This is a genomic window from Microcystis sp. LE19-195.1E (genome assembly GCF_027532095.1).
Lineage (GTDB): Bacteria > Cyanobacteriota > Cyanobacteriia > Cyanobacteriales > Microcystaceae > Microcystis > Microcystis aeruginosa.
In genome coordinates, this window is sequence record NZ_JAPZSZ010000068.1 from 1 (window position 1) to 22,416 (window position 22,416).

Annotated in this window: 20 protein-coding genes; 16 read left to right on the forward strand and 4 right to left on the reverse strand. The window is 44.5% G+C overall.

Annotation, left to right across the window (positions count from 1 at the left end; genetic code table 11):
• The first annotated feature begins 643 nt into the window (after nucleotides 1–643).
• The 3 genes from O9300_RS04255 to O9300_RS04265 all read left to right on the forward strand — a co-directional run bounded on the left by O9300_RS04255 (nucleotide 644) and on the right by O9300_RS04265 (nucleotide 4,396).
• On the forward strand, nucleotides 644–2,326 hold the full coding sequence (locus tag O9300_RS04255; RefSeq protein ID WP_287970235.1) for a DNA methyltransferase: 1,683 nt from the start codon (nucleotides 644–646) through the stop codon (nucleotides 2,324–2,326).
• A 201-nt stretch (nucleotides 2,327–2,527) separates the two neighbouring features.
• Entirely contained in the window at nucleotides 2,528–3,274 is a 747-nt protein-coding gene (locus O9300_RS04260) for a hypothetical protein (protein WP_287970237.1), read from the forward strand.
• Between the two features lie 279 nt (nucleotides 3,275–3,553).
• Nucleotides 3,554–4,396: an Rpn family recombination-promoting nuclease/putative transposase gene (locus O9300_RS04265; RefSeq protein WP_287970238.1), complete on the forward strand. Its 843-nt coding sequence runs from the start codon at nucleotides 3,554–3,556 to the stop codon at nucleotides 4,394–4,396.
• Nucleotides 4,397–4,441: 45 nt separating this feature from the next.
• Here O9300_RS04265 and O9300_RS04270 read toward each other — a convergent pair whose 3' ends face one another.
• Entirely contained in the window at nucleotides 4,442–4,996 is a 555-nt protein-coding gene (locus tag O9300_RS04270) for a Uma2 family endonuclease (protein ID WP_287970239.1), read from the reverse strand.
• A gap of 213 nt (nucleotides 4,997–5,209) precedes the next feature.
• Here O9300_RS04270 and O9300_RS04275 point away from each other — a divergent pair, with 213 nt between their 5' ends.
• The 10 genes from O9300_RS04275 (at nucleotide 5,210) to O9300_RS04320 (ending at nucleotide 16,873) form a co-directional block, all read left to right on the forward strand.
• The gene (locus O9300_RS04275) at nucleotides 5,210–5,386 is read left to right on the forward strand and encodes a DUF8621 family protein (RefSeq protein ID WP_002762817.1); all 177 of its coding nucleotides are present in this window, start codon (nucleotides 5,210–5,212) and stop codon (nucleotides 5,384–5,386) included.
• Nucleotides 5,383–6,441, forward strand: a complete 1,059-nt coding sequence (locus O9300_RS04280; protein WP_287970241.1) for a DUF3326 domain-containing protein — start codon at nucleotides 5,383–5,385, stop codon at nucleotides 6,439–6,441. The genes O9300_RS04275 and O9300_RS04280 overlap by 4 nt, the downstream gene beginning before the upstream one ends.
• On the forward strand, nucleotides 6,438–7,019 hold the full coding sequence (locus O9300_RS04285; RefSeq protein ID WP_002732964.1) for a CPBP family intramembrane glutamic endopeptidase: 582 nt from the start codon (nucleotides 6,438–6,440) through the stop codon (nucleotides 7,017–7,019). Before O9300_RS04280 ends, O9300_RS04285 begins: the two co-directional genes overlap by 4 nt.
• Before the next feature lie 102 nt (nucleotides 7,020–7,121).
• Entirely contained in the window at nucleotides 7,122–7,565 is a 444-nt protein-coding gene (locus tag O9300_RS04290) for a DUF3531 family protein (protein ID WP_004163181.1), read from the forward strand.
• Nucleotides 7,566–7,575: 10 nt separating this feature from the next.
• The gene (locus tag O9300_RS04295) at nucleotides 7,576–7,779 is read left to right on the forward strand and encodes a hypothetical protein (protein WP_287970244.1); all 204 of its coding nucleotides are present in this window, start codon (nucleotides 7,576–7,578) and stop codon (nucleotides 7,777–7,779) included.
• Complete coding sequence (locus O9300_RS04300) at nucleotides 7,772–10,126, forward strand: GH116 family glycosyl hydrolase (protein WP_287970262.1); 2,355 nt, start codon at nucleotides 7,772–7,774, stop codon at nucleotides 10,124–10,126. Before O9300_RS04295 ends, O9300_RS04300 begins: the two co-directional genes overlap by 8 nt.
• A 267-nt stretch (nucleotides 10,127–10,393) precedes the next feature.
• Nucleotides 10,394–11,248, forward strand: a complete 855-nt coding sequence (locus O9300_RS04305) for a hypothetical protein (RefSeq protein ID WP_287970246.1) — start codon at nucleotides 10,394–10,396, stop codon at nucleotides 11,246–11,248.
• Between the two features lie 156 nt (nucleotides 11,249–11,404).
• Nucleotides 11,405–13,252: a VMAP-C domain-containing protein gene (locus O9300_RS04310; protein ID WP_353851541.1), complete on the forward strand. Its 1,848-nt coding sequence runs from the start codon at nucleotides 11,405–11,407 to the stop codon at nucleotides 13,250–13,252.
• Nucleotides 13,242–14,339, forward strand: a complete 1,098-nt coding sequence (locus tag O9300_RS04315; protein ID WP_287970249.1) for an AAA family ATPase — start codon at nucleotides 13,242–13,244, stop codon at nucleotides 14,337–14,339. The genes O9300_RS04310 and O9300_RS04315 overlap by 11 nt, the downstream gene beginning before the upstream one ends.
• A gap of 8 nt (nucleotides 14,340–14,347) precedes the next feature.
• Complete coding sequence (locus tag O9300_RS04320) at nucleotides 14,348–16,873, forward strand: formylglycine-generating enzyme family protein (RefSeq protein WP_287970250.1); 2,526 nt, start codon at nucleotides 14,348–14,350, stop codon at nucleotides 16,871–16,873.
• Between the two features lie 507 nt (nucleotides 16,874–17,380).
• Here O9300_RS04320 and O9300_RS04325 read toward each other — a convergent pair.
• Both O9300_RS04325 and O9300_RS04330 read right to left on the reverse strand, forming a co-directional pair.
• The gene (locus tag O9300_RS04325; protein WP_287970252.1) at nucleotides 17,381–17,797 is read right to left on the reverse strand and encodes a helix-turn-helix domain-containing protein; all 417 of its coding nucleotides are present in this window, start codon (nucleotides 17,795–17,797) and stop codon (nucleotides 17,381–17,383) included.
• Nucleotides 17,763–18,068, reverse strand: coding sequence for a type II toxin-antitoxin system HigB family toxin (locus O9300_RS04330; protein ID WP_287970254.1), 306 nt, complete (start codon nucleotides 18,066–18,068; stop codon nucleotides 17,763–17,765). Before O9300_RS04330 ends, O9300_RS04325 begins: the two co-directional genes overlap by 35 nt.
• A gap of 423 nt (nucleotides 18,069–18,491) precedes the next feature.
• Here O9300_RS04330 and O9300_RS04335 point away from each other — a divergent pair, with 423 nt between their 5' ends.
• The 3 genes from O9300_RS04335 to O9300_RS04345 all read left to right on the forward strand — a co-directional run bounded on the left by O9300_RS04335 (nucleotide 18,492) and on the right by O9300_RS04345 (nucleotide 20,942).
• The gene (locus tag O9300_RS04335) at nucleotides 18,492–20,084 is read left to right on the forward strand and encodes an ArnT family glycosyltransferase (protein ID WP_287970256.1); all 1,593 of its coding nucleotides are present in this window, start codon (nucleotides 18,492–18,494) and stop codon (nucleotides 20,082–20,084) included.
• Nucleotides 20,085–20,155: 71 nt separating this feature from the next.
• Entirely contained in the window at nucleotides 20,156–20,620 is a 465-nt protein-coding gene (locus O9300_RS04340) for a DNA phosphorothioation-associated protein 4 (RefSeq protein WP_287970258.1), read from the forward strand.
• A 196-nt stretch (nucleotides 20,621–20,816) separates the two neighbouring features.
• Nucleotides 20,817–20,942, forward strand: a complete 126-nt coding sequence (locus O9300_RS04345; RefSeq protein ID WP_287970264.1) for a hypothetical protein — start codon at nucleotides 20,817–20,819, stop codon at nucleotides 20,940–20,942.
• Here O9300_RS04345 and O9300_RS04350 read toward each other — a convergent pair.
• Nucleotides 20,909–22,249, reverse strand: coding sequence for an aromatic ring-hydroxylating dioxygenase subunit alpha (locus tag O9300_RS04350; protein ID WP_287970260.1), 1,341 nt, complete (start codon nucleotides 22,247–22,249; stop codon nucleotides 20,909–20,911). The two genes, O9300_RS04345 and O9300_RS04350, sit on opposite strands and share 34 nt — an antisense overlap.
• Nucleotides 22,250–22,416 lie beyond the last annotated feature (167 nt).

Sequence of the window (22,416 nt, forward strand, 5' to 3'; positions counted from 1 at the left end):
TATGGGAGTGATCAGGGGGAAATTCAGGGACTTTTTCCCTGAAAATTAGGTAATTGACCCCCTCAAAATCGGTAAAACCCCACACCCCACACCCCACACCCTACACCCTGCCCCTAGGAAAAACTTTTTCAGCAGACCCTACTTATTTATAGAATGGGAATCCGTGCCTGCCTGCGACCCCCTCATTTTCAGGCAAGATAGACTTAGGAAAATTAAATTTTGGGCGCACACGATGCGCTTATTCTAATTAGTACAATCATATTATTCTCTGGACTGATTGCAGAGGATAATTCCCCTTGACAAAATCCCACTGTGGGGAAATATCTAGATTAAATTTTGGGCGCACGCGATGCGCTTCTACCATTGGTACAATCATATTATTCTCTGGACTGATTGCAGAGGATAATTCCTCTTGACAAAATCCCAGCACTTGACATATACTTATTTATAAAATGGGAATCCGTGCCTGCCTGCGACCCCCTCATTTTCAGGCAAGATAGACTTAGGAAAATTAAATTTTGAGCGCACATGATGCGCTTATTATAATTAGTACAATCATATTATTCTCTGGACTGATTGTATTCGCCCTCTTTAAGGGGGAATAATAATACAATTGAGAATGCAGTCAATCCCCTTAATCTCTATGGTCAATAAACTATACTACGGTGATAACCTAGAAGTGCTGCGGAAATATATCAAAGATGAATCGATCGATCTTTGTTATATCGATCCACCCTTTAATTCTAAACGCAATTACAACCAAATTTATAACAACTTAGGCAAGGAAGATCAAGCACAAGCACAAGCGTTTGTAGATACCTGGACATGGGATAATCACGCTAACGAAGCTTTAGAAGAAATTCAAAGCAACTATCAGGGTAAATTTACCAGTCAGACTATCGATTTAATTGACGGTTTAACTAAAGTTTTAGGTAAAGGCAGTCTTCTCGCTTATCTGGTGAGTATGACTCTGAGGATTGTGGAAATCCATCGAGTTTTAAAATCTACTGGTAGCTTTTATCTCCACTGCGATCCTACTGCTAGTCATTATTTAAAAATAGTTTTAGATACTGTTTTTTGCTCTCAGGGTGGTGATTTTAAAAATGAGATTAGCTGGAAAAGACAATCGGCCCATAGTGACGCAAAAAAGAAATTTTGTGATATTGTCGATATAATTTTTTATTATGTTAAATCTTCTCAAGCTAGTTTCCATCCTCAGTACGGAGAACACGATAGTAATTATGTTGATAAATTTTATAGACATGATGATAATGACGGGAGAGGAATGTATAGATTAAGTGATATGGCTAGTCCGAATCCACGGCCAAATATGATGTATGAATGGATGGGGTTTCCTTATCCTAGTAAAGGCTGGCGTTACCAAAAAGAAACGATGCAACAGTTACACGATCAGGATAGAATATATTATCCTCGCCATTCCGATGGTCAATTTAACACAAAAAAACGGCCACAGTTAAAAAGATATCTTAATGAGCAAGAAGGCTCTATTATTACCAATTTATGGACTGACATTCAATCTTTAAGTCCTCATGCTGCCGAAAAACTCGGTTATCCCACACAAAAACCGGAGGCATTGCTAGAAAGAATAATCAAAGCAAGTAGCAATAAAGGAGATGTAATTTTAGATGCCTATTGTGGGTGTGGAACGACTATCGCTGTAGCGGAGAGATTAGAGAGAAACTGGATTGGAATTGATATAACCTATCAGAGTATTAGCTTAATGTTAAAGCGATTAGAGGACTCCTTTGGTAAAAATGTTTTAGATAAAATTGAACTAAATGGTATTCCCAAAGATCTAGAATCAGCCAAAGCATTAGCCACTAAACCCGATGATCGTACCCGCAAAGAATTTGAGAAATGGGCGGTTTTAACCTATAGTAATAACCGGGCCGTGATTAATGACAAAAAAGGGGCAGATAAAGGAGTCGATGCCATTGCCTATTTTCAGGGAGATAAGGACAATCGGGAGAAAATTATTTTTCAAGTAAAATCCGGTAATGTCAAATCGGGAGACATCAGAGATCTACAGGGAACTATGACAATACAAGGGGCAGCCCTGGGTATATTTATCACCTTGAAACCTCCTAGCAAAGATATGGTTCAAACAGCCAAATCTGCGGGAATTTATCGCGGTCGTTATAGGAGTCAAAGTGTGGATAAAATTGAGATTGTGACGGGACAAGAAATCCTTGAACAGAAAAAACGTCTCGATGTTATCCTCACCTTTGAAGTCCTGAAAGCTGCCGAAAAACAAAGGGAAACCCAAGGACAACAAATGAGTTTAGATATACCCTTCCCCGATTAAAGTTTTTTTCTAAAAAAGACTTGACAAAATCCCCGTACTTGACTCATACTCTCTGAGGGTACGGGTAGAAGGTGGAGGCTATCAGTCTCTTGTCCACACCAGTCCGTTAGATTGTCGGTAATCTCGATTTCCTCCCTACTGATTCGGGGAGGGGCAGAAAAACCGCATCTTTTCTCGATTTATTTTTTTATCTCCCAGAAAATGCGTAAACTCTTTTCCGCTTTTTTCCTCGCTGCCTTAATCACCACCCCCGTTATCCTACCTTCTCCAGCCTTAAGCGAAGTTCGTCAAGAACGGGTACAATTCAAAGCAGGAACATCTGGAACAACCATTCAAGGCAAAATCAAGGGAGAACAGGTCGTTCAGTACCTAATTCGCGCTAATGCTGGGCAGAATATCTCCCTTGCCTTCAATAGCGATAATGGGGGTGCTTCTTTCAACCTTTTTGCACCGGGTAAAGTCCCCGGCAAGGATGCGGCGATGGTTATCGGGTCTAACGCAGGTAACGCTTATGAAGGAATCCTACCAGCGGACGGCGATTATACGATCCAAGTGGGTTTGATCCGCAATTCAGTGCGTAATAATGAGGTAGCTAATTATCGCTTAAAAATCTTTATTTCCAATTATTACAACCAAAGCGATGCCAAAGTACCCGGAACAAATTACCATGCTACGGGTAGTGTTACCTGTTCTATGGGCGACGGAAAACCGGCGGGATCTTGTCCCTTTGGTGTCACTCGTCGAGGTAACGGTAGTGCAGATGTCACTGTCACCAAACCCGACGGCCGCAAGCGTATCATTTTCTTTGAAAAAGGGAAAGCGATCGGCTACGATGTTAGTCAGGCGGACTCTGGGGCGTTTAGTGCCTCGAAAGAGGGCGATATTTATTTTATTCGCATTGGCAAAGAACGCTACGAGATTTTTGAAGCGATCATCTTTGGGGGTTAGGTGCTGCTTTTCGTAAGCGCCAAGCATAAAATCCCCATTTAGGATAGTTTGAAGCACATCTTGGCCTTTAGGAGGGTTAAAAACCCTCCTTTGGTTATTTTTGGGGATAGGGTGATAATTTTGTTAAAATAGCGTTTCCTAAGCTAGTGAGGTACACCTATTTTTCTTCCCTTTTGCCTTCTGCCTCTTGCATGAGTGCCTAAAACCCATCACTTTTGTACCTCAGCAGACTGAAAAACGCTATATACAGGTCAGACTTAACCTATAATTGAATTGAAAATGTATGATTCTACCTGTAAATTTATCGCCCTTGAATATTCGAGAGACTTGGCCACTTGGTTACTGGGTAAACCCTTAGAATTAACAGAAATTAAACCCTCGGAATTATCCCTAGAGCCAATTAGAGCCGATACTTTAATCTTTTTGGAGTCGGAAGAATTAATCTTGCATATCGAGTTCCAAACCGACCCTAAAGAAGACATTCCCTATAGAATGCTAGATTATGCCACCAGACTCTATCGACGCTATCCCCGTAAACCTATCCATCAAGTGGTTATTTATCTAAGGAAAAGTGACTCCCCCACAGTCCGACAAAATGATTATAAACAAGGGAAAACCTCTCATCAATTTGAAGTGATTAGACTCTGGGAACAACCCTCGGAACCCCTATTAAAGGCCCCCGGACTGTTTCCCTTTGCCATACTCGCTCAAGCTGAGAAACAAGAAAACTTACTGCGGCAAATTGCCCAAGAAATCGAGCAAATCAGCGATAGTCGAGAACAAAGTAATCTGGCTGCATCTACCGCAATTCTAGCCGGGTTAGTATTAAAGAAAGACATCATCCAACGATTATTGAGGAAAGACATCATGAAAGAATCAGTTATCTATCAAGAAATCTGGTCCGAAGGTTTACAAGAGGGACGACAAGAGGGACGACAAGAGGGAGAAGCTAACCTAGTTTTACGTCAATTAAATCGGCGGATAGGGGACATTTCTCCGGAATTATTGCCCAATATCCGCAGTCTTGACCTAGAACAGTTAGAAAACTTGGGAGAAGCTTTGTTAGATTTTCAGTCACTACAGGATTTAGAACAATGGCTGGAAAATTGCCGAGCTAGTTAGTACAAATAAACTAAATGCGGTCTATCCATGAGAGTAGTTAACACTTTAATCTATTCCCCGGTAGAGATCGGCGATGGCTAACTCTAGGTTAATACTTGGCAGGATCACCCGATCGCCTGTCTCGTAAATAGTCGTTTCCCATGTCCCCAGAGAATCACGGCGACGGCATTCCACGCGCTGGATTTCTTGGGAAATTAATACATATTCTTCTAAAGTTTCTATCTGTTGATAATCTTGGAATTTTTCGCCCTTGTCAAAAGCGGCCGTACTGGGGGAAAGCACTTCCGCAATTAGTTTCGGATAGCGTTTCAGATAACGATCTTGGCGATCGCGCGGATCGCAGGTAACAAAAGCATCGGGATAGTAATAAAACTGATCTTGATAGTTAACCTTGACATTACCCGAGTGAAACCTACAGTCTGTAGAGTCGCCGAAATGTTCGTCAATGACTTTGAGAAAATTGAAGGCGATGCGCTCGTGATTATCCGTACCGCCGGCCATCGCATAAACCAAACCACGTCGGTATTCATGACGGATCTGACTCTGGCGCTCGATAGCGAGATATTCTTGGGGACTGATGTAGTTGGGAACTGCGATCATAATCTCTAGGGGAAAGCCTACTATTAATCATAGTACGAGAACGGATCTGGCTCTCCTATTCTTTGTGTGATCAGTTTAACTTATATGGCGGCGATCGATCTTTTTGTCCTTAGTCTCAGTCTCATTGTGGTTCCTGACCCAGAGAGCCGATAAGCCAGCGCAAGAGGGCAAAATCTTGATAAACTGAGGGGATAACTATCCCAGACAATCCCCATGACCACTCACTTTATTAGTGCCGAAATCGACCTACAGGAAACCCCGCAACAACTGCAGCAAGAAATCGAAAAAGAATTAGCCAAACGCGGTGAACCCTTGCGTTGGGCAATCACAGAAGTGGATAGCGAGAATAATCAAGTCAAAGTCGAAGCGATTGTCACCACTGCCTCGTGAATTCCCGTCCCTATACCGCCGTACTAATTATTCCCACCGGCATCGGGGCAGCGATTGGCGGTTATGCTGGGGATGGCATTCCCGTGGCAAAAGCGATCGCCCAAGTTTGCGATCGCCTAATTACCCATCCCAATGTCCTCAACGGCGCACAACTGTACTGGCCTCTAGCCAACACCTATTATGTGGAGGGTTACGCTTTAGATCGTTTTGCCCGGGGGGATTGGGGATTAAGTCCCGTCCATCAAAATCGCATCGGGTTACTATTCGATCGCGCCATTGAATTTGACCTCTTGCAAAGACACCTTCAGGCTGCCGATGCTGTCCGGGCCACCCTAGGCTTAGATCTGACCGATTATCTTGTCACCGATGCCCCCTTAAATGTGCAGTTGCGAGAGGCAGCCTCCGGGGCCAGTTGGGGAACAATTGGCAATCCCGACAGCTTGCTGCGGGGAGCAGAAAAACTGATTAACCAGGGCCGGGCAGAAGCGATCGCCATTGTTGCCCGTTTTCCCGACGATCCCGATAGCATTGCCCTGGCTAATTATCGCCATGGTCAGGGGGTGGATCCCCTTGCCGGGGCCGAAGCGGTAATTTCCCATCTGGTGGTCCGACAATTCCAAATACCGGCGGCCCACGCTCCCGCTTTAAGTCCGCTGCCCCTCGATCCGCAACTTTCCCCCAAGGCCGCGGCCGAAGAAATCGGTTATACTTTTTTACCCTGCGTTTTGGTGGGTTTAAGTCGCGCCCCCCAATTGGTCAAGCAGCCCAGTCCCGATGCTATTTGGGGCCGGGAGGTGGACGCGCTGATCGTTCCCGCCAGTGCCTGCGGCTCTAGCACAGTATTGAGTTTTTGTCAAGAAAAAACTGTACTGATTGCTGTGCAGGAAAATAGTACAAGAATGAAGGTGGCCCCGGAACCCCTAGGGGTGAAAGCAATTAGGGTACACTCGTATATGGAGGCGATCGGTGCGATCGTTTGTCAACGGGCAGGGGTTAGCCTAGCATCTCTTCGCCCTAATTTAAACTCTTTACGCTGTTTATCCGAGAATCCGTGACTAATTCCCCTAATTCCGAATTTGATCCCCTGACACGCACACAAGTCCTCACCATTATGGCGGTAACGGCGATTATCTTGCTGGTAGTCGCCAAAGTTTGGCAATATTTCGGTGCGATCGCTATTCCCGCAATTCGCTGGACTCTCCCGGATTTCCTGTTCGGATTAGCCTTAGCGGGGGCAATTAGTGGAATTAGTGGGCTTCTATATCGTTTTTGGTCTAGTTATCGCCATAGTGCTAACTCTTACTTAGAATTAGTCATTAAACCTTTAGCTTGGCCCGATTTAATTTGGATTGGATTACTGCCGGGGTTAAGTGAAGAATTATTATTTCGCGGGGTGATTTTGCCGGCTTTGGGCTTAAATATCTTTGGTTTAACCGTTTCTAGTCTAATTTTTGGTATCCTCCATTTTAGCGGTTCCCAACAATGGCCCTATGTTATCTGGGCAACTGTTGTCGGTTTTGCCCTCGGTTATACCGTCATCATCACCGGTAATTTATTAATCCCGATCCTCGCTCATATTATCACCAATCTCCTCGCTAGTTTTCTCTGGAAATTACAGCATAGTAATCAGTAATCAGTTATCAGTTATCAGTTATCAGTGGGGAAGTTATCAGTGATCAGTAATCAGTTATCAGTTATCAGTTATCAGTGACTACTCCTGTCTCCTCTAAAAAATATGGAAGTACAATTTCGCGAATTTAATCCTTTTGATGTCTGGTTTTGGCTGGAATTTTCGACGGTTCCCTCGAATATGGAACAGCAATATGTAGAAGAAGTTTTTGCCTCTTGGTTTTATTTGGGTAAATTAGGGGCTTTCAATGCCGAAAACCTACAGGTACAGGAGGTAGGAGTCGATATTAGTTATATGGAATACGATCCAGATATAGCCGAAAATGCCTTTATGTCACCGATGCACAATATGACCGATTTTGAATACTTAGGTACTTGGGGACGTTGTTGGTTTGATCTCGGTACTAGCGATCTTATTGCTTTAGATATTTTAATCAATGCCTTGACCCAATTAAGTAAGGATTTTGTCGATATTAAACGTTTAATTATCGGTGGAGAAAATCAAGATTGGACTGTCAGCGATCGCAGTAATTATCTCTTTAGCGAATAATTAGGGTTTAGTGAAAAAGTTTCTTGGTGGGGTCAGAATTCTCCGAGTCAGGAGTTTATTTTTATTTATTTATTCTCCCCACACCCTACACCCCACACCCCACACCCCACTTCCCCACTTCCCCACTTCCCCACTTCCCCACACCCCACTTCCCCACTTCCCCACTTCCCACTTCCCCACTTCCCACACCCCACTTAAAAACATCTATGCTTAATCTCGTCTCTCTTCCAGAAATTCCCGCCGCTGCTTGGAAACGTCCTCTGGGCAAAGGTTGGGAAAAACCCTACAGCGTCCGTTACGCCAGCAATTTAGATGATGGTCCTTGGCATGGGATGCCTCTGGGGGGATTTGGGGCCGGTTGCATCGGACGTTCCCCCAAAGGTGACTTTAACCTCTGGCATCTGGACGGCGGTGAACACAGTTTTAATAGCCTTCCTGCCTGTCAATTTAGCATTTTTGAACAAACAGAAGACGGAAGCGCCCAAGCCTACGCTATGGCGACGGAAAGCCCGACGGATGGAACTTTATCGCGCTGGTCGTGGTATCCAGCCGAAAAGGGAACATATTCTGCCCTTTATCCCCGCAGTTGGTACGAGTACAAAGATGTTTTTCAGACTCAATTAATTTGCGAACAATTCTCACCGGTTTGGGCGCATAATTATCAAGAAAGTAGTTATCCTATAGCCCTATTTGAATGGACGGCTCATAATCCCACCGATAAACCGATTACTATTAGTATTATGCTGACTTGGCAAAATACAATCGGTTGGTTTACTAACGCGATTAAATCCCCAGTGGTTAAGGTGAGAGATGATGGTAGTCCCGTCTATGAATATCAATCAAAATGGGGAGAAAGTGAGGGTAATTATAATCAATGGATTGTCGATAATTTCCGCGTTGGCTGTCTGATGCGTCGAGATTACGAAAACCCCGGGGAAGGGGATGGACAGATGGCGATTGCCAGTATTACTAATCCGAGTCTAGAGGTATTCTATCTGGGTAAATGGAACCCTGCGGGCGATGGGGGCGAAGTTTGGGACTATTTCGCCATGAATGGCTCTTTACCGGATATTGAGGACGAAACCCCCGCCCAAAAAGGGGAAGAAACGGCCACGGCCATGGCGATTCGTTTTACCATTCGTCCGGGGAAAACTCGCAAAATTCCTTTTATTTTAGCTTGGGATTTACCAGTCACCGAATTTGCCCAAGGAATTAACTATTATCGTCGTTATACGGACTTTTTCGGTCGCAATGGTCAAAATGCTTGGGCGATGGTACGCACGGCTTTAAAACACGGCGATACATGGCGAGAAAATATTATTAACTGGCAAAAACCGATCCTAGAACGCACCGATCTAGCCGATTGGTTTAAAATGGCTTTATTTAACGAATTATATCTGTTAACGGACGGCGGTACTCTCTGGACGGCAGCCACGGAACAGGATCCTATCGGTCAATTTGGGGTCTTAGAATGTATAGATTATCGTTGGTATGAAAGTCTTGATGTGCGTCTCTATGGTTCCTTTGGGTTATTGATGTTATGGCCGCGCTTAGAAAAGGCCGTCATGGAAGCTTTTTCGAGGGCAATTCCCAGCAGTGACGATACTCCTCGGATTATTGGATATAACCAAGCTAGTGCCATTCGTAAGGCCAAAAATGCCACTCCCCACGATTTAGGTGCGCCCAATGAACACCCTTGGCAAAAGAGTAATTACACCAGTTATCAAGATTGTAATCTCTGGAAAGATTTAGGCAGTGATTTTGTTTTATTAGTTTATCGAGATTATTTATTAACGGGGGCTAAAGATGAGGATTTTCTGCGGGAATGTTGGCCGTCAATTGTCCTGACTTTGCAATATTTAAAAACTTTTGACCTTGATAAGGATGGGATTCCCGAAAATTCTGGCGCACCGGACCAAACCTTTGATGATTGGCGTTTACAGGGAATTAGTGCCTATTGTGGTGGTTTGTGGATAGCGGCCCTAGAAGCAACGATTAAAATTGGCGAAATCATTGGAGAAGATACGGCAATTTTTACCAGTTGGTTACAGCAATCTCGCGCTATTTATCATCAGACTCTCTGGAATGGAGAATATTATAATTTAGATAGTGGCAGTGGTTCCGATGTGGTGATGACCGACCAATTATGCGGTCAATTTTATGCCCGTTTATTGGCTTTACCGGATGTGGTAGAAAATCAATACACGCAATCAGCTTTAAGTAAGATTTATCAGGCTTGTTTTCTCAAGTTTCATGGGGGAAAATTTGGGGCAGCAAATGGGTTAAAACCCGATGGTACTCCCGAAAATCCCGAGGCAACTCATCCCTTGGAAGTTTGGGTAGGAATTAATTTTGGGTTGGTGGCTTTTTTACTGCAAATGGGAATGGAAAAGCAAGGATGGCAAATTACGGAGGCGGTGGTACAACAAATTTATGAAAATGGCCTACAATTTCGCACCCCGGAAGCAATAACATCGGTGGGAACTTTCCGCGCCTGTCATTATTTACGCGCCATGGCTATCTGGGCTATCTATGGGGTTTTGACGGAATTTCAGGGATAAATTTTCTTGGAGATATCCCCCTTTTCTCAACTTCAATTTCTCCCCTTGAATATTGGCTAAAAAATGTTCACCATGTCACACCATGGGCGATTGGTGGGGGTGTATAGTGTAGGTCTTTTCTTCGATCAGATTTGCTCATCACCACAACCTTAAAAGAGTCGATTAATTTAGATAGTCAAGAGCTTATTTTATTCTTGTTCTCAAGTGCGAAAAACCATTTAAAATTGAAAATCAACAAGGATAGGAAAGCCCTGTAACTGGAGGATCATGGCTAAAATTGTCGGTGTTCATGGTATCGCGCAAGAATTTAGGGGTAGCCACACGATTTCTGCTGAGTGGTTGCCAAGTCTCAAGGATGGATTGAAACTCGCGGGAACCGAGTTAGAGTCCGATACTGATTTTCGTTGTGCGTTTTACGGAGATCTTTTCCGGGGAAAATCGAAAGCGATCGGCATTCCGAACTACGATGTTAATGATATCGATTCCGATTGGGAAAAAGAATTACTCCAGTTGTGGTGGCAAGAAACGGAACGAGTGGAAAATAATCATCCCAATGCGGATAGCCTTTCGAGAGAAAAATCTACCCCGAAAATTATCCAGAGAGCTTTGTCGGGGTTAAGTGAATCTCGGTTTTTCGGTAGCATTGCCGAGAAATTGGTTATTTCTTATCTTAAGCAAGTGGGGAGCTATTTACACAATCGAGAGCTAAAACAGCAGATTCAAGAGCGAGTAATAAAATGTATCGATGAAGAAGATCCGCGGGTACTTGTAGCTCATTCTCTCGGTTCGATCGTCTGTTACGAAACTTTATGTCAGCATCCAGAATGGCCGATTAAAGTCTTTGTTACTCTCGGTTCTCCTTTGGGGATAAGACAATTAATTTTCGATCGACTGCAACCATCCCCCCGCAATAACCTGGGGTGCTGGCCCGGAAATGTGGAAAGATGGGTGAATATCGCGGACGATGGCGATGTGGTGGCGTTGACAAAGCAACTCAACCCTTTATTTGAGGGAACTGTCGAGGATAAGCTAGTTTATAATGGTTGCGAGGCTCACGATGCCAAAAGCTATCTTACGGCGGTTGCAACTGGGGAAGCAATTCGATCGGGGTTAAGTAGGTAGGTGTTAAAAATTATCAGACACCACCCTGATCAAGGGGGGACTAAGGGTAGGGTTGATTCATGAATCAACCCTACTATAAATCAACTCTAGGACTAAGGGGGGATCGAACCTAAAATCCATTTTTAATTTAATTATAACCAGCTACTTAATCGATTGATGGGCAATGATATGGATGAAGAAATCAAGTATTATCTAATTGCTTGTGGGACAAAGGATTACAACGCATTCAACCAATTACCCAGCGTCGAGACGGATTTAGAACTGGTGAACAGTCTGTTTACCAGTGGTTTTGGATATGAAAGAGTTCTGCCAAGTTTACACTTGAATCCCACAACTAACGATCTTAAAAAATTATTCCCTAATTGGCTTCGGGATAGAGAGCGACATGGAACGAAAAATATTCTTATTTTTTACTATTCCGGTCATGGCGAATATTGTCAAGGTGATGGACATTATCTCATACTGGAAGACACAAATAGTGACGATATACCTTCAACGGCTTTACCGACTCAAGACTTAGTTCGTCCTATTAAAAATAACCAAGTAACAATCTCTCAAGTTCTCTATATTATTGATACTTGTTACTCCCAAAGTGGTGTGGGAGATATTATAAAATTCGTTAGCGATGCGATCCAGTCCTACCAACCCGTCCGGGGAAATAATATCGAAGTTTACGCAATCGCAGCTTGTCGGGCCAAGGACACGGCAAAGGAAGGAGTATTATCGAAAGCTCTACAACAAGCTCTGGATAATATAGAACCGAGCGATCTGGTTTTGGGAGGATATGTTGAACTGAATCGATTAGTTAATAAAATGAATCGGGATATAGTCGATGGTCAGAAGGTTAAATATAACCTTGCTGGGATCGAAACCTATGCTCAGTTTTTGCCATTCTCTCCGAAAACTGCGCGAGAATGGGAAAATCAACGATTTAATTTAATCGAAAAACTTTTCAATATTTTAAATATTAATTCCGATAATAGTTTATTTTTAATCAACTCTTTTCTGTTAGTCTATGAGGATCCCAAATCATCATCTATTTCAAACATAGAAGAGCTTAGAGAAAAACTAAAAGATTTGTCTAGTAAGCCAGTTAATCAAGAAATATGTCCTTTGATTTTATTTTCTGAATGGTGCAGGTTGAAGTTATTTAAGGATCAAAACCGAGATATTGCTGAAGATATTGATACTTGGAAAGGTAAAGCTGTTCGATATAGGGATGGTGTGCAGTTAGACACAATCAAAAAATATGCGAGAGAATTGTGGGATAAATTTAATAAAAATATCGAACTAGAAGGAAGAATACAAATTGTAATCTCACCCGCAATTGATAAACATAATAATACTGGCTTACAAACAGAATATTTTCATGTAAATACGATGTTTTTTGTGGGAATAAACGATAAAATTAAGTTATGGAATATCTATAAAAAAGAACAAGGTTTTATGATAGAAGAAATGCAAGATAGTTTCTATCAGGTAATTCCTGAAATGTTTTACTATTTACCCGATCAAGCGAGACTAGAGATTGAGTTTTTCCTTCCATTTGCTTTGCTGAAACACTCCCTAGAAGATATTAAGTTTAGATGCGGTGAGGGGCCATCTATCGGATACGAGTATCCTGTTTTTATTAACTCCTTCGATCGCTATTTCGATGAAGATTTCCGAGAAATACGCGACAAGATCGAGGAGATCAAGAGAGCTTTATGGGAAAATAATAGCGATCTTGACTGGGAACATTACTACATCGGAACCGAACCATCGATCGCCGATCTGGAAGATATCGTGGAATCCCTGCCGATCGCCGTCTGGAGTCGAAACGCCAATCAACCGATGACAGATAACGATCTAAACCCCTCGGAATGGAGAAACTGGCCCGATAATATCAAAGAATTACGCAGAAACAAGCGAAAAATCGCCCTTTTCTGGGACGATCTATACCCCAAACCCTCCCCGAGACCGAGACCTCTAAACACGAGAGTGGTGGAATCCAATGGCCAATAAACCAGTTACCGAAGCAGAAGACCTTCGCATCTATCGGGGGTTGACCCTGAGTGCCGATAGTTTACCCACACCCAAAGAACAAAGAAAACACCTCGATCGCATCCCACCGCCACCCCCTTGGCGCAGTTTTAGCCTGTCCCCGGAAGCATGGACAAAAGCGGCAAAATCGCAGAAAATACCGCCCGAACAGGGAAAAATCGACCCTAGGGCTTTAGGATTCGTCGCGGATAAGAAAGCGGTGGAATTGGTGAATGCTGCCCTCTGTTTGCGTCGTCCCCTACTGATTGAGGGCAACCCCGGCGCCGGCAAGACTTCCCTGGCCTACGCAGTTGCCCGGGAATTGGGACTACCCGGCCCCTACCGTTGGTCGATCGTTTCCCGCACCACCCTTAAAGAGGGTCTTTATGCCTACGATGCGATCGGACGGTTACAGGAAGCTTCCCTACAAAGACAGAAAGTGGGAGAGGGGGGAAAGTACGAGGAACCAGATATCGGCAGCTATCTAAGATTAGGTCCCATGGGGATGGCTTTTTATCGATCCCTTCCAGGACGACCGGCGGTGCTGCTAATTGATGAGATCGATAAAAGCGATATCGATATGCCTAACGATCTCCTCCATATTTTCGAGGAGGGATTTTTTGAGATCCCAGAATTGACACGATTAAAAACCGGCGACCAATCCGTTCTTCCCTATCGCGGTCAACAGGACGACAGCGAGGAAAAAATCCCGATCGATCGAGGTTGTGTGTCTTGTCAGGAGTTCCCCCTAGTATTCATGACCAGTAACGAGGCCCGGGAGTTTCCCCCCGCTTTCCTGCGTCGATGTTTGCGTTTAAGACTAGAACAACCCAATAACGAGGATGATTTCTATCGGATACTAGAGCAACGTTTCCCCCCAGAGAGCCTGAATCAATTGGAAGAACCGGCCAGAGAACTGATCCAGAAATTTCTCGATCGAATTAAACGCAAAGACAAACTAGCCACCGATCAACTGCTCAACGCGGTCTATCTGTTACTACAGGGAAACGACCTCACCGACCCCGATAGCAAGCTGCTAGACACCATCTTTAAATCCTTGCAAGGGTAGGGGGAGAGATGGAAGGGAAGAAAGCCATCTGGTGGGAAGACGAGAGGGAAATGGCAGAACTGATCTGGTGCGCTGCTTACCTCGATCGAATTATCGCGCCTTGGTCGATCGAGCAGCCTGAACAGTCGGAAGCAACCTCATCTAATGATCAGGAGGATAACCGGTCATCCGGCAGCGGTGAAAAAACCCCTCCCCCCGGAGCGATCGAGTCAACGCTCCCCGTTGCCTATCCCGAAAACATCGATCGCCCGACGCAGACCTCCCGGAAGCGCGATTCGGTCGAGAGCGATCGTTCTTCTCCCGTTCGCGTCCCCGATCCCTTTCCGATACCCGAACCCACCGCCATCAGTAAGGCAATTCTTCCCCTAGCGCGTCGCGTGCCTGGATTACGGGCCGACGAGTTGGATATCGAGGTTACAGTGGAACGGACGGCCGAAGCGGGGGGATTACCGATGCTCGCTTTCCGACCCCCCCTAGAACGTTGGTTAGAGGTTCACCTGTTGATCGATCGCTCTCCCCCGATGGAATTTTGGGGAGATCTAGCGGGGGGAATGACCACTCTCTTCCGTTGGCAAGGCTTTTTTAGGGACGTGCGGGTTTGGTGGTTCGAGACGGGTGAAAATGAAGCTCGTTTGCTTTCCGGTGCGGGGCAAATCGAACGGAACCCTCGCAGTCTGGTTGCACCCTCTGGAAACCGACTTTTTATTGTCCTAACCGATACTTTGGGGAAAGCTTGGCGATCGAGGTCCGCCTTCGCCACCCTAGCGGATCTGGGCAAAGAACACCCCGTCACCATCGCTCACATTTTCCCGCAGGAGCTATGGCAACGAACCGCTTTAGAGGGGGCGATCCTCCGGCCTTTGATCGCACCGGGTCCCGCTTCTGCCAATGCAATACTGCAAGTGGGGGAAAGACTCCGCACGAAGCAGATTCTCTATCGGTTCCCTATTTTCAATTTATCCCCTGCTCACTTTGCAACCTGGGCGAAATTTATCGCTGGGAGCGGTGGTAATTCCATTCAGGGGGTTTTAATGGGAGCAACCACTGCGGGGGTGAATATGGGTGAAACCGGAGAAGAAGAGGCAGCCGCTCCGGAAGCGGAATCCCCGGAAGAGTTATTGAGAGGCTTTTTAATCGATGCCAGTCCCTTGGCCCGAGAACTGGCTAAAGTGCTGGCGGCCGTTCCCCTGATTCCTCCGGTGATGCGATTGGCACAGCGGCGATTTTTACCCGATAGTAAACATTGGCATCTAGCGGAGGTCTTTTTTAGCGGACTGGTCGAAAAATCTACCTTTAGTCCGGAGGGAGCGACGGTTCCGGATGCTTGGTACGATTTTTACCCCGGCATTCGTCAGCTACTGTTGGCAGATAGTGCCGCTAGACGCACGATCGATATTTGGCGCGGCATCGGCGATTATATTCGCGACCATTACGGCGAATTTCGCGATTTTCAGGCTCTAATCCCCAATCCACAGGGTTCTCTAGCGGATGCAGTCAGCGATCGCTCTCTCTACTTTGCCGAGGTGGACGCGGCTGTTCTCCGCACTTGGGGGGGAGAGTACGCCGATATCGCCCAAAACATCGAGGAGAGAGTGAGGCAGCGAAAACAGGAAATCTTGACCCCCGAAAAACTCCTAAAATTCACCTTCGAGACCCTATACGTCGATAAACAGGGAGAAATTACCAAAAGAGAACCCCTGGAGGCCTACTACTACGAGGAACCCCTAGGGGAGGAAATCGAACCCCTGACTATGGTTGCTATCCCGGGGGGAACTTTCCTGATGGGTTCACTGGTAGAAAAGGACGATTACAAGTCTGAAAAACCCCAACACCCCGTGAGCGTCAGTGCCTTCTACCTGAGCCAGACTCCGATTACCCGGGCGCAATGGCGGTTCGTGGCCCACCTACCGAGGGAAGGAAAAGACCTCGATCCAGAACCTGCGGAGTTTAAGGAAAGTGATAATAACCCCGTCGATCGCCTGAGTTGGTACGATGCGATCGAATTCTGCGCCCGTCTGTCCCGTCACACGGGAAAAAATTACCGTTTACCGAGCGAGGCCGAGTGGGAATACGCTTGTAGAGCGGGAACAACCACCCCCTTCCACTTTGGCGAGACGATCACGGCAGAACTGGCGAATTACAATAGTTCAAAGGTCTATCAACAAGAAAAGGCGAAAAAATCCCCAAAGAAAACCATCTCCGTCCGCTCCTATCACCCCAACGCCTTTGGGCTGTACGATATGCACGGGAATGTTTGGGAGTGGTGTTTAGATCCGTGGCACGGTGATTATCAAGGCGCACCGCCCACAGACGGGAGCGTTTGGGACGAGACAAATAATGATAATCGTTATGAAAACTTATTAAATAGTATAAAAGAACTCTTGACGGATAAACGAATTGGTGTATTGCGGGGCGGTTCTTGGTTCGTCAATCCCTATTACTGCCGTTCCGCTTACCGCCTCGTCAACTACCGCCGCGACTTCGACGACGACTTCGGTTTTCGGGTGGTGTGCGATGCTGGGAGGACCCTGTAACCCTTTTCCCCTTTTTTTCCCTCTTTTCCCTCATTCCCTTTTCTGGGATTTTTTTGGGCAGGCTATAGAACAAGTGTATTAGTTTAGGGGTCAATTACCTGGGGTTTGGGGGTGGATAAGTAGCTGGTTATAATTAAATTAAAAATGGATTTTAGGTTCGATCCCCCCTTAGGGACTTGCGTGGGAATAATATCCCAATCGATCGGAGGGCGCAAGCTTTGCGCCCCTACAGTAACGGATTTTGTCCACAATGTAGGGGCGAACTGCGTTCGCCCAAAAGGTAATTATCAAAGCGCAAGTCCCTTAGTACTAGGGTTGATTCATAGTAGGGTTGATTCATGAATCAACCCTACCCTTAGTCCCCCCTTAATAAGGGTGGTGCCGATCCCCCCTGCCCCCCTTGATAAGGGGGGTGCCGATAGGCGGGGGGATCTCCCTTGATAAGGGGGGTGCCGATAGGCGGGGGGATCTCCCTTGATAAGGGGGGCATCTGATAATTTTTAACGCCTACCTACTTAAAAACAAACTTGAGTCAACGTGAAAAAACTGTCCTAACTTTATAGCTTGTTTTTCTGTTATTATTTGTTGACCAATAAGAATATCAGAAACTATGGTTTTTGAACCTAGTATATCTGATAAATCTTTTTCTTGTAAGTTGTTAGCTTCCATGAGTTCCCAGAGTATTGAATGGGGTTCTGATTCTTCAAGGGGATAATGATCTTGTTCGTACTTTTCGATTAAAGTCAAGAGTAAATTTAACAAAGTGGTTTCTTCTAGACTGCGATTTTCTCGATGAGATAAGGCCTCAGCTAGGATAATAGCCTGTTCGTTTTCTGCCTCGTTTTCTATCACTTTTGGTAGATACTCGGCTAGTAACCTTCCGTAGGTATCACGGTTTAAAGTAAGGGTCATTTTTCCACTCATCTTTGTCATACTCCCCGTGAGTCAAAATGTACTTGATATAAATTACTTGGTCTTTGTAAACGATATCTACAATTAAACGATAGCGATTACCTTTGATATTAAAGACCGTGAAATTACCAACGGCTTCTGCTTGAGAATACACAGCTTGAACTTCAGCCAGGTTTTTCCACTCTGCTTTACTAGCAATTTTATACCAAGTATTAATGGCATTAACAGCCTCGGCGTGTTTTCCAGAAAATTGCCGCAGTTTTGTACGGCTGATGATGTGCATATTCTTATTGATTTAGAATAGCTATTGTATTCTAGTTTATCATAGTCTTATTTGCGCCACCAACCCGATGTCGGGGGGGCAGGGGGGGGTGAGGGCGATTAACCATCTCTGCCATTACTTATGAAAAATGGTATTATCCAACAGAGTTTTTAGATTTATTCAGCAAACCCTAATTACAAACACTTACTTAACATCATTTTACCGTTACCCGTTCCCTTAATCTTACTTTCAGATCGCAAATCAGCAACGCCTGGGGAGAGTTTGCTGATAGCCAAGGGCTAAGAGATGACAGAGTTGGTGATATAGTAACTAAAGATCACACTTAAATCTAACCTTGCCATAGATGCACAAATCTCGAATCTGGCAACCCCAAAAATCTCCCGTCTCTAACATCAGTTTTAGCGATGAAATGAGGTAAGAATTTTGACCAAAATACTTAGCGATCGCCTGGCCGTTTATCTGCTCATCGGTGGACTCCTGTTTAGAATAATCATCGCCTTGGGGCTTTATCCCGGTTACGATGAGGCATATTATTACGTTTACAGCCATAATCTAGATTGGAGTTATTTCGATCATCCGCCAATAGTAGCGATTTCCACGGGTTTTGGGACTTGGATCACCGGATTAGTCAATCAATTTACCATTCGCTTCGGGACTCTCCTCCTCTATACTGGCAGCCTCTGCTTGCTGTATCTGACGGCTTTAAAATTGTTCAGTCTGCCGGTCGCCAGAATGACTTTAGCGATCGCCACTCTCATCCCCATCTATGGGATCGTCTTCGGGATTCTTTCGCAGCCAGATAGTCCTTTAATCTTTTTTTGGTCATTAACAGTCTATTTAGCTGCCCAAGAATTCTGGCCAATTCGGGAAAAAAACTATCATCCTAGTTATCGTCTCGCTTATATTGGACTTGCCGTAGGATTGGCGGTTTTAAGTAAATATCACGGCTTTATTTTGGGCTTTGGTTTAGTTTTATTTTGCCTGACCACTCCCCGCTATTGGCCTGTATTTAGATCGCCCTGGTTAGGATTAGGATTTATTCTCTTTTTGATAACTTTATTGCCGATTATCTACTGGAATATTAACCATGATTGGATTTCCTTTCGCTTTCATTTAGAAGACCGTTTTTCTGGAGAACCGAAAACCTTTAATATTCTCGGTATTCTCTCGGTTGTTGGCATTAGTATCGCCACGATGTTTCCTCCTTTCGGTCTGCCGATGTGGTGGGTGACATTTAAAAGCTTTGCCGAACAAATTCCTAACTTTATCTCGAAAAAAAGATTTTTTCATCGAGAAGAAGAATCAGTAAAAAAATGGTTAATTCTCTCGGTTTCTCTGCCCTTAATCCTGGGAATGCTTTATGTGGGTGCTTCCCATTATCTCGCCCCTAGTTGGATTTTACCTGGGTTCTGGTCCTGTACAATTTTATTAGGAGAAAAGGCCAATACTTGGCAGCAATCTTCTCGAATCTGGGTAAAAAGATGGTTATGGGGGTCAGGAATTTTTATCGTTACTGTTTTATCTATAGCAATGCTTCACGTTACTTTTGGCACTTTCCAAAAACCTAGTCAATACGCAATTTTTGGGGGAATTATTGCCCCAGAACAAGACCCTTCTCGGGAAATTGTCGATATCAATCAACTGCGCCAAGGCTTTGCTAATTCGCCCGAATTATTAGAACTCTTAAAAGATTCTAGCTTCGTTTTTACCCATAGTTTTTATGTGACAGCATGGCTAGATATGGCTCTCTATCCCCTAGTTCCTATTCCCGTCACCTGTTTTAACAACGATAAAAGGGGTTATCAAATTTGGTTTAATCCTCAAGAATGGATTGGTAAAAATGGTTTATTAATTACTACGAATAGTTCTCTAGAAAGACCGGAAATAATCGATCGCTACCGTCCCTATTTCCAAGATATAACTAAAGTAGCTGTCATTCCCATCAAGCGCGGTGGTGTCACCATCGAACAATTTCATGTTTACCAAGCTAAAGGACTAATTAAAACTTATCCTTAAAGCAGTTATAGCGGGTAGGGGAGTTCTATCTCCCGAATTTTGTCACCTTTTTTACTTTTTACTTGATAAATATGTCCATTCATCGAGTGCGTATTGCCAGAGATAAAGGGGAATTTGTCCAGTCCTTAGTTAATTTTAATCAGGGAATTGGACCCTTTCAAACCTATGCTGATGTCATCGCTTTTGCGGCGGCTTTAGGGGTAAAATATCAGGAGAGGGTGGCCATAGAAAATGTGACGAAGGAACCCTCACCTATTAACCTGGAAATTTTTATTTCTCGTGGCTACGATACCCTAATCAAATTATTGGCAGTCAATGAATTCCAAGACACGAAAATTCTTTCTCCCCACGGGGTAGATTCAGAAGCTTTGCGAGTGACAATTTTCGAGGAATATGCCAACGCTGGTTTAGCAAGATTAGAACGAGAATTGCGCGGTGCGGTGGATTATACTGAAAGATTATTGTTAATTATCAGTCAAGAACGTTTTCGAGAAATTACTGCCACAACCGAATTCGATTTAGGCAGATTTTTGTAGTAGAAATCTTATCCCTAACTCTCCTGACTCCTAACCCCACCAATAAACTTTTTCAGCAGACCCTACTTAGGGTTTGCTGAATAAATCTAAAAACCTTGTTGGGTAAGACTTTTAGACTTTTTGTCAATCAAAAAGTACCGGGCATGGGAGTGATCAGGGGGAAAATTCCTGGACTTTTTCCCTGAAAATTAGGTAATTGGCCCCCTCAAAACCGGTAAAACCCCACACCCCACACCCCACACCCCACACCCTGCCCCCAGGAAAAACTTTTTCAGCAGACCCTACTTATTACTGTAGTTTGGTATGGGCTTTTTTCTCATAGGTGCGTTCAAATTTTCTGCGGGTGTAATTGGCAGCGATCGCTATTGCTAAAGCCAAAATTGCGAAAATAAGGGCAGTAATTTGATAGATAGAGTGATTTGGGGATAAAATTGCCAGTAAAGCTAATAATATCCCCATTAAAATTGCGATTTGTTTAGTTTTTACCATTTTTTCATGGGCAGTGCTACAGGTGCGACAGTGGACAGTGTGACGAGAATAGCGATCGAGGGGTAAAGGATCGGATAAATCGATCGCCGTTGTCCGCTGGCTGGTGTAGCCTTGATAGTAGGGGAAAGAGTCCCCATAGCGATCGAACCATTGACGTAACTCAATCACCAAGGCATCGGAACTTTTTAAGGGTAAGTATAATTTTTGTAAACTATCTCTTGACTTTTCCACCATTTGCTGCTGACTTTGAATTAAAGGTAGATCATCTTCGAGGATGCGACTTTGACGCAGATGTTCCAACCAGCGCCAACGGTATTGACGGGAGTTAACGGCAAAATTTTGGTAACGTCGCATCAGTAAGCGAGAACGACCTTGACCCAGAGAAATCCCGTATAAAGCCAATCCAGCACACCAATGGGGATTAGGCAGAGAAAAACGATAATGAACGAGATTAGGGGCTATAAAATCCAGATATTTCCAGCTTTCTTGCGGATTGCGGCTATTGCGCCACTGACTGCGAATTCCCCGCGCCGAGATTTCGAGGATTTGGAAGGCTAACGGTTGAGCATTTTCCCGTTTTGCCCCGAATTCGCTGCGATCATGGCTAATATTAACATGGGCGGGATCGAGGAGATTTTCGAGTAAATAGCCCTGTTCGTAGGGAAAATCGATGACATAATCGGTATGGACACAATTGGGGTCTTCTAGGTCTTTGATGATAGGAATATCGCTTTCTTTCGCTGTTTCCTCTTCTCCTAACCAAACCCAGAGGACTCCCTGACGTTCCACCACCCCATAGGATTTAACCTTGGCATTGCGGGGAATCGGGGTATTGGCTGGCAGTTGGGGAATATGGGAACATTTTCCATCCGTCTCGAACTGCCAACCATGGTACAAACATTCTAAACGCCCAGCGATCATCTGTCCTGTGGAGAGTTTAGCCAAGCGATGGGGACAGCGATCAAGCAAACAGCCCCATTTTCCCTGCTGATCGCGAAATATTAGCAATGGTTGCCCATAAAGAGAGAAAGAGTAGGGATTTTTTTGCCAATCCTGCACGAATAACACAGGATACCAACAATTTTGGTAGTGAAAATAGTCATCCCTAGGGAGGGGTTGAGATTGATCAGTGCTTGTCATGGGGATGAGAGAGAAAAAATATTGATCTTGACATCCTCGCCGCCGTAAAACGGACGGCGATTCCCAAACCTCACGATTTAGGTTTCTGCTTCTTTCCCGAAGGATTTTTCGCACCTGCCTTAACAGATTTACTCTGTTCTGGTCTTATGGTCGCTCTACAGACTGAC